This is a genomic window from Pseudorhodoplanes sinuspersici, assembly GCF_002119765.1.
In the GTDB taxonomy this organism is placed as follows: Bacteria; Pseudomonadota; Alphaproteobacteria; order Rhizobiales; family Xanthobacteraceae; genus Pseudorhodoplanes; species Pseudorhodoplanes sinuspersici.
This window is the reverse complement of record NZ_CP021112.1, coordinates 4321744-4333162: the sequence shown is the minus strand read 5'-3', so window position 1 is coordinate 4333162 and position 11419 is coordinate 4321744. Positions and strand designations below refer to the sequence as shown.

Annotated in this window: 11 protein-coding genes and 3 tRNA genes; 4 read left to right on the top strand and 10 right to left on the bottom strand. The window is 60.7% G+C overall.

Going from position 1 to position 11419, the window contains the following annotated elements; translation table 11 throughout:
- Positions 1-103: 103 nt before the first annotated feature.
- The 6 genes from CAK95_RS21045 to CAK95_RS21020 form a co-directional block, all read right to left on the bottom strand.
- Positions 104-571 (bottom strand): hypothetical protein, encoded by a 468-nt coding sequence (locus tag CAK95_RS21045; RefSeq protein WP_086089693.1) that lies wholly within the window; start codon positions 569-571, stop codon positions 104-106.
- A gap of 79 nt (positions 572-650) precedes the next feature.
- On the bottom strand, positions 651-860 hold the full coding sequence (locus tag CAK95_RS21040; protein ID WP_086089692.1) for a DUF6538 domain-containing protein: 210 nt from the start codon (positions 858-860) through the stop codon (positions 651-653).
- A 122-nt stretch (positions 861-982) separates the two neighbouring features.
- Positions 983-1056, bottom strand: a tRNA-Gly gene (locus CAK95_RS21035).
- 108 nt (positions 1057-1164) lie between these two features.
- A complete protein-coding gene (iaaH, locus tag CAK95_RS21030; RefSeq protein WP_086089691.1) occupies positions 1165-2715 on the bottom strand; it encodes an indoleacetamide hydrolase in 1551 nt (516 codons plus the stop codon).
- Between the two features lie 186 nt (positions 2716-2901).
- Positions 2902-2986, bottom strand: a tRNA-Tyr gene (locus CAK95_RS21025).
- Between the two features lie 255 nt (positions 2987-3241).
- Positions 3242-4858 carry an ABC transporter substrate-binding protein gene (locus CAK95_RS21020; protein ID WP_086089690.1) on the bottom strand — a complete coding sequence of 539 codons (1617 nt, stop codon included), beginning with the start codon at positions 4856-4858 and terminating at the stop codon, positions 3242-3244.
- A 98-nt stretch (positions 4859-4956) separates the two neighbouring features.
- Here CAK95_RS21020 and rlmB point away from each other — a divergent pair, with 98 nt between their 5' ends.
- On the top strand, positions 4957-5763 hold the full coding sequence (gene rlmB / locus CAK95_RS21015; RefSeq protein ID WP_086089689.1) for a 23S rRNA (guanosine(2251)-2'-O)-methyltransferase RlmB: 807 nt from the start codon (positions 4957-4959) through the stop codon (positions 5761-5763).
- 19 nt (positions 5764-5782) lie between these two features.
- On the opposite strand, the gene CAK95_RS21010 is transcribed toward rlmB, so the two are convergent.
- Both CAK95_RS21010 and CAK95_RS21005 read right to left on the bottom strand, forming a co-directional pair.
- Positions 5783-6172, bottom strand: coding sequence for a hypothetical protein (locus CAK95_RS21010; protein ID WP_086089688.1), 390 nt, complete (start codon positions 6170-6172; stop codon positions 5783-5785).
- A 24-nt stretch (positions 6173-6196) separates the two neighbouring features.
- Positions 6197-6700, bottom strand: a complete 504-nt coding sequence (locus tag CAK95_RS21005) for a hypothetical protein (RefSeq protein ID WP_086089687.1) — start codon at positions 6698-6700, stop codon at positions 6197-6199.
- A 487-nt stretch (positions 6701-7187) separates the two neighbouring features.
- Here CAK95_RS21005 and CAK95_RS21000 point away from each other — a divergent pair, with 487 nt between their 5' ends.
- Both CAK95_RS21000 and CAK95_RS20995 read left to right on the top strand, forming a co-directional pair.
- Positions 7188-7607 carry a hypothetical protein gene (locus CAK95_RS21000; RefSeq protein ID WP_086089686.1) on the top strand — a complete coding sequence of 140 codons (420 nt, stop codon included), beginning with the start codon at positions 7188-7190 and terminating at the stop codon, positions 7605-7607.
- A gap of 556 nt (positions 7608-8163) precedes the next feature.
- Complete coding sequence (locus CAK95_RS20995) at positions 8164-9474, top strand: calcium-binding protein (protein ID WP_086089685.1); 1311 nt, start codon at positions 8164-8166, stop codon at positions 9472-9474.
- A 13-nt stretch (positions 9475-9487) separates the two neighbouring features.
- Here CAK95_RS20995 and CAK95_RS20990 read toward each other — a convergent pair whose 3' ends face one another.
- Positions 9488-10543 (bottom strand): alpha/beta hydrolase, encoded by a 1056-nt coding sequence (locus CAK95_RS20990; RefSeq protein WP_086089684.1) that lies wholly within the window; start codon positions 10541-10543, stop codon positions 9488-9490.
- A 193-nt stretch (positions 10544-10736) separates the two neighbouring features.
- Positions 10737-10811, bottom strand: a tRNA-Thr gene (locus tag CAK95_RS20985).
- 369 nt (positions 10812-11180) lie between these two features.
- Between CAK95_RS20985 and CAK95_RS29335 the strand changes: the two genes are divergently transcribed.
- Positions 11181-11336 carry a hypothetical protein gene (locus CAK95_RS29335; protein ID WP_157699693.1) on the top strand — a complete coding sequence of 52 codons (156 nt, stop codon included), beginning with the start codon at positions 11181-11183 and terminating at the stop codon, positions 11334-11336.
- The last annotated feature ends 83 nt before the right edge of the window (positions 11337-11419 follow it).

The following is an 11419-nucleotide window of genomic DNA, read 5'->3' as shown; positions in this document are numbered from 1 at the left end:
CAGGTGATTTTAACAAAAATTTAACTGCCTCATGACAGCGCACGGCTCAACTTTTTCCTTGATCCAATCAACCGCGAAGGGCGGACGCGTCTTTTTAAACTTGTCAGCGAGCTGGCAAACGGGTTTTGACGATCAAGGAAGTACGCGTCATAAAGCACCCGCAGATTTCCGACCATACGATTGCACATGGATGCGGATCTGGGTCCTTGGCGCTTTTGTTCACGAGTTTGGCGAGCCAAAATTTGTAGAAGGCCCTTCCGTCATCGCGCGTGATGTTGACAATTGGCTTGTCACCAACGACGTTGATGAACGAGTTGATTGCTCGTTTCTTGACGTTCTTCCAGCGCTCGCGCTGTGCCGGACTCTTTCCCGCAAGCTCGCCTGCAACAATTTCCTCACAATAAATTTTGAACGCTCCGCTGACCTTGACCTTGGGGCGTGGCTCGGCTCCCAGGACCGCCTCGACGACAACCGCGGGCGTGTGCGCCGGCATGACCGCGTTCATGCGCTGGAGGATGTGCTGGATAGGGTACTCCGCCAATTCATCAACGGGCTGGCAGTTGAAGCCCATTACTTCGCAGAGCAGTCTTGCGGCCTGGTACCTCTCGGCGGCTCGAGGGGGGACTCCTTCCCTCCAGCAACATCGCCGCCTAGAGTTGATTGTCCGCTTTCTCAAGAACGTCGCGCTGCGCTCGCGCCTTTGCTAGGTCGTCGGTCTTGAGGGAATGGCGAATGATCGGTGCGCGGCCGTCAATCTCAGCGAGCGCCTTGGGCACGCGGCGCCAATAATACAGCACTCCATACCGCGAAAGCAGGAAACGATCCTGGTCGGACTTCTGGAGAATATCGACGCCTGTCAAGTGTCCCAGCGTGTATCCCAATTTGTATCATGCAATATCGCACAGACAGGCAAACGGTAACACCGGACTTAGAAAGTCCGCTTGTTTTTCAATCGCTTATGGATCTTCAGGGGCTAATAAAGTGGAGCGGGTGAAGGGAATCGAACCCTCGTATTCAGCTTGGAAGGCTGCTGCTCTACCATTGAGCTACACCCGCAAAGTACCAACCGGTCAGGCGGCCGGCCCGCTTGGTTTCATATTTTGCCGCCCGAAACAAGGGCCTGCCGCGAAAAGTCCCACTTAGCCCTAAAAGCCTCGCAAACCCCTAACGGGCCCTTCCCGGCAGCGGCGCCGTGCCGAGCACGGCCTCGATCGCAAGCCCAAGAGCCAGCAGCATCTGGTCGCTGCCAAGCGGGCCGTCGATTTCGAGGCCGACCGGCAGGCCGCCGCGCGTCATGCCGCCGAACAACGACAAGCCGGGAATGCCGGCATTGCTGCCCGGATCGGTATTGCGGATCATGGTGGCGAAAGCCGGAACCGGCTTGCCGCCATTAATGGTCATCTCGCCCGATCCTTTCTCGGCGTCGATCGGAATGGCCGGTGCGATTGTGGTCGGAAACAGCATGGCGTCGAGCTTGTTGTCGCTGAAATAGGTTGCATAGAGCTTCTGCAACAGCGGCCGCTGCACATTGATCGCGTCCGGATAAGCGCTACCAAATGCATCGTTCATGATCGCGCCGAAAGCGCCTTTCACATCAGGGCTTGAAATCTTGCCGGCGATGTCGGCGAGCGTCACACCTTCGATGCCTGATGCCTTCAAATAAGCCGGAATGTCGGCGATCGGCTCGTGCAGCGCGATCGGGAACGACATTTTCGCGTTCAGTTCCGACCAGCCCGGAAGATCGGCTTCGACGAATTCAACGCCCGCGCCGGCAAGCTTTTCGCGCGCAGCCTTCGCCACCGCTTCCAACTCGCTGTCGAGTCCGGCCCAGAAAGATGCAGGAATGCCGACGCGCTTGCCGCGCAAGGACACAGCGGTAGGCATCGGCGCTCCTGTGATAACACTGTCGAGCAAGGCGACATCTGCGACCGTGCGTCCCATCGGTCCGACCGTGTCACGGGTGTGGCTGATCGGGATGACCGCGCCATCGTCGTGATAGCGCCGCTGCGCGCCGCCATTGCCGACCGACGGGCGCAAGCCGACTGTTCCTGTCAAGGCGGCAGGAATACGCGTCGAACCGCCGGTATCGCTGCCGAGCCCGCAGGTCACGATCCCGGCGGCGATCGCCGCCGCTGTTCCGCCCGAGGAACCGCCGGGAATGCGGCTTTCGTCATGAGGATTCTTCACGGGGCCCGCAAAGGACGCCAGATTCGTGCTGGTGATGCCGAACGCCAGCTCATGCATGTTGGTCTTGCCGATGACGATGGCGCCGGCATCGAGCAGCTTCTGCAGCGACGGCGCATTTCCTTTCGGCCGCGCATTCTGCAACGCGGGTGTGCCGCCGCTGGTCGGCATGTCGGCCGTATTGATATTGTCCTTCACCACGATCGGCAGGCCGGCAAGGACAGGCAACTTTTCTCCAGCCGCAACCGCCGCGTCCACTTTCCGTGCCGCTGCGAGCGCGCCATCCCGGTTCAGCGTGATCAGCGCGTTCAGATGCTTCACCTGCTCGGCGCGGGCGAGCGCGGCCTGTACAGCGTCAACGGCGGACATTTTCTTCGCGCGGATCGCGCCGACGATATCGGCGGCTGTCATCGGCGAGGATGCGCCTTGAGCCATCGCCGGGGCGACATAGGCGAAAGAGGTTATGGCCGGCCCTGTGGCTGCGCCCAGAAACGATTTCAGAATCGTACGGCGAGTGCGGTCTGCGGCCATGACGGTCCCCGATTTGTTTGTCCGTGCCGACTTTACATGGCAACCGCGACAACCAAACCCGATTCCTGCAGACTCGATTCCTGCAGGCCTCTCCTGGCGCTGCTATCCGCTCGGCAGAATGACATAAATAAATTGCCGCCGCCTGCGCGAAGGCTCTGCGTACCGGTCGTAACGTCATGCGACGGCTGGTGGAGGGGGTTGGATTCGAACCAACGTAGGCATAGCCAACGGATTTACAGTCCGTCCCCTTTAGCCACTCGGGCACCCCTCCGGGGCCATCGCAAGATCGACGTCAGAGCGTGAAACCGTTCGTTTTCCCGGCATCATGCTCGCGCGTCTGATCCTTAGACGCACGACGCCGATAAAAGGTTTAACCCGGATCGGCGCCATGTAAAACGCAAAGCCGCAGGGCGTTCCCGCCACAGCGGCCAGCGGCGCGCTTTATCGAGGCACAGTCCCGTTAAGTCAATGGGAAATCAGGCACATCCTGCGAATTCAGGCGCCGGCGAGATATCCCCAGACAGGCTCAACCCTTGGCGAATTGCCGGTAATCTGGCTCCCGGTGGAACCAGAATTGGTACCCGCCCACGCCTTTTTTCAAGGCCACGTCGTGGATCGGCTGGTTGAGCGGCACGACCGGGACCTCCTGCACGGACAGGGTCACGAACGCCCTGACAGCAGCGTCATATTCGGCCGGGTCCTCGGTGAATCGCGCCTTGTCAATCAGGGCATCCATCTGCGGGTTCCTGTAGGCCGAGATGTTGAAGATCGAATTGTTGCCGTGGAAATTCCAGTAAAAGTAATATTCGGGATAGTCGAGCCATCCGCTGAACCGGTTGAGCGCCATCGGCAGCTCCTTCTTGTTCAGCGTCGAGCGCCAGTTGGCGCCGGGGATCTTGTCGAGCGTCACCTTGATACCGATCTGCCCGAGATTTTCTGCGATCAGCGTCGCCGTCGGCTCACCCACCGTGGCTGTTCCGGTGTCAAAACCGAGCGTCGTTTCCAGGCCTTGCGCAAAGCCAGCCTCAGCCACCAACGCCTTCGCCTTGTCGAGATCGGTGACATACGGAAAGGCTTGCGGCCAGGTCACTTTTTCGACGGTAGCCGAACCACCATACATCGGCACGGCGCGGCCGAAGAATGCGGCATTCTGGATCTGCTCATAAGGCATCGCATAGGCGATGGCCTGCCGCAGCTTGACGTTGTCGAACGGCGGCTTCGCCGTGTTGAGCGCGACATACCAGAGACAATTGGGGATCGGAACGCCGGAGACCTGCACCTTGCCGTCCTTGATCAGCTGATCGAAATCTTTCGGCGCGAAGCCAGTGGAGAAATCCACATCGCCCTTCTCCAGCAGCGCACGGCGCGTGCCCGCCGATGGCACATCACGCGCGATGATCCGCCGGATTTTCGGTAACGGCCCGCTCTTCCAGCCGTCGAAGCGCGCAAGGACTGTCTCAGTCCCCGGCTTCCAGCTTTCGATCCGATAGGCTCCGCCCCCGGCTTCGTTGTTGCGCAGCCAGTTCATCGCCCAGGGGTCCGCCTCGGTCGCGTGCTTCTTGGCCAGTTCGGAATTGATCACGAACGGCACCACCACCGCGACGTTGAACAACAGCATCTTGTCCTTGCGCACGTAATCAATGCGAAAGGTGTGATCGTCGACAACGACGAATTGCTCGGGATCGAGAAGCGAGCCGGCCGACATCTGGAACGTCGGAAAGCCGCCGACTTTCACAGCTCGATCGAACGACCATTTCACATCGCGTGCGGTGACCGGCGCGCCGTTATGAAAGGTCGCATCCTTGCGCAGATTGAATGTGCAGGACATGCCGTCCGACGCGACCTGCCAGCTCTCTGCCAGTTCGGGCGCGAGGGTGCCTCGGTCGTAGGATGGCGTCCCGTCCGGCAGTGTTTTTGCCGCATAGCTCAGAAGACGGTCATAGCAATTCCACGACAGGCCATTGACTGTCTGGTTGGAGCCCACGCCGTGCATGTCGAGGCTGTTGGGCCCCAGCTCCTGGACCACCAGCAGGGTCTCTGCCCGCGACTGCGAAAAAGCAGGGTTCACACCGAATGGCAGGGCGGCGCCCGCGCCCAACATCCCCTTTAAGAAATTCCGCCGGCCGAATCCGCCAAACGACATGCCTTGTCCTCCCCTTTTCACGGCACAAACCGCAGACTCGTGAATCAGCAAAGACCATGCCATCTACGTTTGATCGAACTGTCAGGACGCGATTTCGGATGGCCCGAGACGGGATACGGAAAAAGCCATTTACGCGAAAGAAAGGTGGCCCCTCCACCTTCGCTGCTCGCGGTCGTGCTCGTCCGCAGACCGACGTGTCGGTCGCCATTCTCTATGGCTGGCACACGGTCCAGGCGGCGTTGGCAAACCCCAAGCGGCGCATCCGCACCCTGTTCGCCACCGAAAACGCCGCCAAGCGGCTGGCCGAGGAAGGTGTTCCCCTGAAGGTCACGGCGCAGATCGTCCGGCCGGATGAAATCGCGCGCAAGCTCGGGCCAGATGCGGTCCATAACGGCCTCCTTGCGGAGGCCGACCCGCTCGACAATCCCGACATTGCCGAGGTGCCGGACGATGGCGTGGTGTTGGTGCTCGATCAGATCACCGACCCGCATAACGTCGGCGCCATCATGCGCAGCGCCGCCGCCTTCGGTGTGAAGGCGCTCATCACCACCGCGCGGCATTCGCCGGAAGCCACCGGCGTGCTGGCCAAGTCCGCCTCCGGTGCGCTGGATTATGTGCCGCTGGTGCTGGTGCAGAATTTGGCGCGTGCGCTCGGGGCGCTGAAGGACCGCGGCTTCCTGGTCGTCGGACTCGACAGCGAGGGCCACGCCGACCTCGCCGAGACCGCCCTCACCGCTCCGCTGGCTCTGGTGCTCGGCGCCGAAGGCAAGGGCCTGCGCCAATTGACGCGCGAGACCTGTGACAGGACCGCGCGTCTCGATCTTCCGGGCGAGATCAAGAGCCTCAACGTCTCGAACGCTGCAGCTCTGGCGCTCTACGTCGCAACCACGCGGCTGAAGCGCTGAGCGTCAGCCGGGTTTGCGCTCAGTAATAACGGCGGAGCGGCGGATAGCCGCGATACGGACGATATGGCCGCGGCCCGTAAGCGGCGCGATAACCCGACACATACGGGAAACCACCGACAGCGCGCGGCGCATAATAAATCGCTGGATTGTAGTCGGTCAGCATGGGGCCGGCATAAAGCGGTCCTTGATTGACGACATATTGCTGCACGATCGGCGCAGGCTGTACGAGGACCGGCGGTGGCTGAACGGCGACCATGACCGGCGCGGGCTGCACGAGGACCGGCGCCGGTTGAACGACCACCGACGCAACCGCGTAATCGGTATTGCAGCCGCATCCGGCCTGAGCGGAGCCGACTGCGGAGACCGAAATAGCAGCGGCGGCAAGAATGGAAAATGCAACGCGAGACATAGGATGTCCTTCTCTACAATTGGTTCAGCGGCGATGAGGCGGACGCGGAGGACGAGGAGGCACATTTCCTCCCCAGGGTTCGCCGAAATTCACTTCCGGACTCACCATCATCGGCGGTGATGGCGGGTATTGCGTCGGAGGCACGTCGGGCGATTCCGCAGACCACGAGCGGCTGAAGCTCTTTGCCGGTTTCGGCGGCGGCTGATTGGGGGACGGCTCGACTTCGAGGCGGCCGACATAGGGCTGCCGGCCCATCGTCGGATAATAGGGGCGCGCCGGCCGGTAATGCACCGGCGGATCCGGCTGCAGCGGCGGCACGTATGGCGATGGAAGGACGGTCACCGGCACGGCGCCCGGCCGGTACAGACCGATATCGCCGTTGACGATACCCCATGCCGCATTCATGCCGTTGATCGGCACAGGCACGTTCGATCGTCCGGGGACGACGAAAGCCGGCTGATGATCGGCCCGCGCAAGATCACCCGTGCAAAAAGATGTGACGCAGAGCGCCACCAAAAGCCCACGCATGTACACAACACACTCCCGACGGCGGCGTCCTGCGCCGGCCGCTGCGGGTGAGTTATGACAATGCGAACTGGTCAGGCCGTTAATACCACACGGCTTTCTCCGCTTACGATTAATTCAAAGTGACCGGAGCGCCGGGCGGATATGGCCGCATGCGCCGCCATTGTGCCGACGCGTCTCCCCGAGCGGAGGCTTCAGCACGGTCCATTGGGACATCGCCTGAATCCGCTGGAAGCGACTAAAGTCTAAGGGTTTCTGGACGCCCCCTTTAAACCTTCGTCTTCACGATTGTGCGAACGCGTTTTCATTGCGGCCCATCGGCGGCGAATAAGGCCCGTCAGACAAGAACAAGGTCACAGTTCCCGCGCCATTGCGGTCACGCCATGCCATCAGCGCGTGGCTAAAGAGGAACTGCTGACTACATGGGGACGTTGGTGCAGGACGCAGGAAATGCGTCCTCACCGCTCCGGTGACGCCTTAGGAGGCAGCAATGAAATTATGTGCGGGTTTGGTGCTGGCCACCGTTTTGTCCTGTACTGTCGTGGCGAATGCCAAAGACAAGGCAAGGACTCAGACGACGACAGCCAATGAGATCATGGTCGGATCGGGTCTCATTTGCGACACCAAGCAGCAAGCCGAACGATTTGTCAGCCTGATGGGCGACGATGCCTCGGCAGATATCCAGAACACCTTGACGACCGTGAATAACGAAGCCGGCCAGAGCGATGCCTGCGTTGTCGCGACTGTGGGCTTTTTTCCGGGACAGAAGGTTGCCGAGCTTGAGAAGAATGGTTCGGTCGTGAACGTGATCGAGGTGCTGGTCCTGGCGGTCGGAACGCCGAGCGGACTCAAGATCGTCGAACCGAAAATGTATTATTCGGTGCAGCAGACGAAAGACCGCATTATCTGATTACAATGGACATCTGAAATATGAGACGGCTCGCGCATCGGCGTGGGCCGTTTTCTTTTTGTCCCTCAGCACGACATCAGAACGAAAGCCGCGCAACAATCCATGCCGGCAACGCTTGCGCGCACCGGACATCAGGCACGTGCAAAAATACCGACGCACTTCCGATGATCGACGAATTACATGCGGGCTGAACGTACGCGCGATGTCCACCAGATCGCGATTAGCTTGCAAAAAATTTCGCGCTGAAAATACCGCGATTGAAACGCGAATCTAGGAGCAGCGGTTGGCTCGTACCTGGTATCTGCTAACGCGTGCGCATCATACCACTCACAACATCATCACGCATAACATCTCACATCACACCAGCACGCGATGTGTCGCATCAGATCATTTTGTCTTTCTTTCGTGACATGCATTTTGAAGCAAACAGTGCAATGTCGTTCACACTTCAGGCCGAGTGTAACATCAGGAGAAATCCGGCGCAGTTGGACTCGATGTCAGCCGTTTCTGTGATTGCCTATGCCCGCTGTGCATCACCCCTGGGGAGAAAACTGTAATGCAGAATGCTCGGTTCGAGTCGGTCAATACCGCTGCAACATTGCGCACAAGCAGCACTATCGTACAGCCAAGCGCGGCAACATTGGAGAATGGTATCCTCTACGGCACCAACCGCGATGACGTGCTGTTCACAACTCCGCAATATCCGCATCTTGCCGGTCTCACTGGCGCCGACCGGCTCACCGGCGACGAAAGAGATAACAGATTGTATGGCGGCGCGCACAATGACCAGCTGTTCGGCCAGGACGGCAACGACATCCTCGACGGCGGAACCGAAGCGGACCGGCTGGAAGGCGGTGCAGGCAACGACATCTACTATGTCGATCACTTCCAAGACGTCATCATCGAAGAGGCCGATGGCGGCTACGATATCATGTTCACGAATCCGGACGGCATCTACGGCAACAGCCACCGGATGGCTCTCAATGTCGAACAGATGATCATGACCGGCTCCGGCTGGCAGATGGGCGAAGGCAACACGCAGGACAACTTCATCATCGGCTCCGAGAGCGAAAACCTGATCCTGGCATACGGCGGCGATGACATCGTCTATGGCATGGGCGGCACCGACCGCATCTATGGCGACGACCTCAATGCGCCCTATGCTGGCAATGACATTCTCTATGGTGGCGAGGGCGACGATTTCCTGTATGGCGGCCTCGGCGACGACATGCTCTATGGCGGCCGCGGCGTCGACATGCTGAGCGGCAGCGGCGGCAACGACACCGGCGTGTTCGCGGATGCCGAGTCCGCGGTGATCATCGATCTCACCCGGCCGTATAACAATGGCGGCAGCGCCACCGGCGAGTATCTGTTCTCGATCGAGAACCTGATCGGCTCCGCCTTCAACGATACGCTGTCCGGCGGGCAGAGCCGCAACATGCTTGAAGGCGGCGACGGCAATGACCGGCTGTTTGGCCGCGAAGGCGGCGACACCGTCCGCGGCGGCGCCGGCAGCGATTTCATCGACGGCGGCGCCAACCGGGATGTGCTGACCGGCGGTGCTGGCATCGGCGACGCCCCAGATACGTTTTACTTCGCCTCCGCGGCCGAGGCCGGCGATACGATTACCGACTTTTTTAGCGATCACATCGCACTGTCGGCCGAGGGATTCGGACTGGAAAGTGTCGACGATTTCGTCTTCGCGCGGACCTCGGACCCACTGACCGACATGCCGACCATGATCTACGATTCCCGCAGCGGCAATCTGAGCTGGGACGCGGATGGATCGGGCGGTGAAGCGGCGGTGTATTTCGCGACGCTGACCGGCGCTCCGTTGCTGACGCAGAACGACTTCCTGATCATTTAGCTGCGTCGACAGCCTATTGGATTGCGCCGCCGCTCGCGAAAGCGGGCGGCCGGCCATCGTCCATGACGCGGCGGATCACCTCCCGCACCTGCCCGTTGGTCAGGAACAGATCGTGGTTGAGGCCGCCACCGGCATAATCGGACGCATCAATGACGCGCAGGCCCAACGCTTCGAGCTGAGCTTTTTCCGCGATGCCGACGCGGGTGACGCCGCCCGCCATGTTGCGCATCGCGCTGAGCGCGCGATCGTTCGCCACCGTCAGCACGGTGATCTTGCGCGAAAAGCCGCCAAGCCGCGTGATCGACGATTTGAAACCATCCATGTCGATATCGGGAGACGCCAGAACGACGGCGCCAAGGCGGCTCGCCATGGCCGCAGCACGACGGTCGTAAAGCTGCCGCAGCGCTTCGACCGTCACCATCGTGCCCATGGAATGCGCGACAATGTGGATGGTGCCGACAGATGGGTCTGCCATCAACTGATCGAGCATCTCCTCCAGCGCGTCGCGCGACCACAGCGCGCTCTCGCGGTCGTAGATGTAATTCAAGAGGCTGTTCTTGGACGGCCAAGAGAACAGCATCGTGTCGCCGCGGAATTTCAGACCATCGGACAACCGTGCCGCGTCGAGAGCTGCCGTCTCGAAGGTCTGATTGAAGCCGTGAACATAGACCAGCACGTCGCGGCGGCCGTAGCTGGCGGAGAAACTTTCTCCGAACGGCACCGTCTCGACCGTCTTGATGCTCCAGTCGCCGATGCCGACCGCGGAGAGCGGACCATCGGCGGGAGACGACAAGTGAATGCGCACATTGCTCGGCTGGTTGGCCCGCTGCGTGCCGAACCACGGCTTCGACCGGGCGCCTTTCACGGCGTTGCGTGTGGTCACCGCCACCAAAGTCGGATTGTTGGCGATGCCCGCCTGAGCGGGCGCCTGCGTGGTCGTCGCGGCAAAGGCCGCCGGCCCTTCGGGCGAGGTCGAACAGCCGCTGACACCGGCGGACAATCCGGCAAGCCCGAACAGCAGCGCACAACAGCGCGCAAGGACGGTTGTCTGGATTGCTGCGAACGCCATCAAGAGGTCTGGACCTGCAATGTTGTCGAAGTGGAAGAGGACTGCCCCGGGGAGTGCGATCTGTGCCGGGGGAACGGGGCGATAGCGTGGCCGGAATGGGCCATAACCCTCCGTCCATACCGTTCCGGTCGCTGTGAAATGGCCCCAGGCGGGATTCCGGCCGGTAATGCTGAGGCTTTCGTCGGGGCCGCAGTGGTGCCGGCAGAGAGGATTGAACTCCCGACCTTCGGTTTACAAAACCGCTGCTCTACCGCTGAGCTATGCCGGCACGGCGGGCAGAGCTAACAGCGCCGATACATGTTCGCAAGCACCGAGATGCCGCTGCCAACAGCGCAGACGAAGCTCCATCCCGTTCGCGGGCGGCTCGAAAAATAAAAAAGCCCGGCACATAAAAAAGCCCGGCACGAAGGCCGGGCTTGAACAGACAGGCTCAGGGGCGTCAAAGCCCATCCGTCTGACGGTCAGATAGTGGCCGTCAGCCCACCGGCAAGCAACGTTACAAAGATGTAATAAAAATTGCCGTTCATTTTAAGCGCCATCCCCACGGAGGCCGCCTCCGCCCCTCACCCGTCGCATTTTCCCGGCCCGGCTTGAACCTACCGCAGTGCAGCAACGACCCAGTGCCGGGAGTTCTGCCATGCGAATGATTGCTATCCTCGCCGCCGCCTTTGTCGCGGTTATGACCACACAGGGAAACGTCAAGCCGCCACGGCCTCGACAGGCGACATGGGAATTGGCGGACGTGAAGTCGCGGCCGCATACGCTCGTGATCAACGAAGCGCACGATGGATAGCGGCCACCGACGATTCCGGTGCGCATCATCGGTGGCACGTAGGCCGACAATCACACCATTAACCGTCTTTCTTCAGCGCGCAT

Coding starts and splice junctions, on each gene's coding strand:
- CAK95_RS21045 (WP_086089693.1), bottom strand. CDS start 571: ATGGGCTTCAACTGCCAGCCCGTTGATGAATTGGCGGAGTACCCTATC.
- iaaH (WP_086089691.1), bottom strand. CDS start 2,715: ATGGCCGCAGACCGCACTCGCCGTACGATTCTGAAATCGTTTCTGGGC.
- CAK95_RS21020 (WP_086089690.1), bottom strand. CDS start 4,858: ATGTCGTTTGGCGGATTCGGCCGGCGGAATTTCTTAAAGGGGATGTTG.
- rlmB (WP_086089689.1), top strand. CDS start 4,957: ATGGCCCGAGACGGGATACGGAAAAAGCCATTTACGCGAAAGAAAGGT.
- CAK95_RS21010 (WP_086089688.1), bottom strand. CDS start 6,172: ATGTCTCGCGTTGCATTTTCCATTCTTGCCGCCGCTGCTATTTCGGTC.
- CAK95_RS21005 (WP_086089687.1), bottom strand. CDS start 6,700: ATGCGTGGGCTTTTGGTGGCGCTCTGCGTCACATCTTTTTGCACGGGT.
- CAK95_RS21000 (WP_086089686.1), top strand. CDS start 7,188: ATGAAATTATGTGCGGGTTTGGTGCTGGCCACCGTTTTGTCCTGTACT.
- CAK95_RS20995 (WP_086089685.1), top strand. CDS start 8,164: ATGCAGAATGCTCGGTTCGAGTCGGTCAATACCGCTGCAACATTGCGC.
- CAK95_RS20990 (WP_086089684.1), bottom strand. CDS start 10,543: ATGGCGTTCGCAGCAATCCAGACAACCGTCCTTGCGCGCTGTTGTGCG.
- CAK95_RS29335 (WP_157699693.1), top strand. CDS start 11,181: ATGCGAATGATTGCTATCCTCGCCGCCGCCTTTGTCGCGGTTATGACC.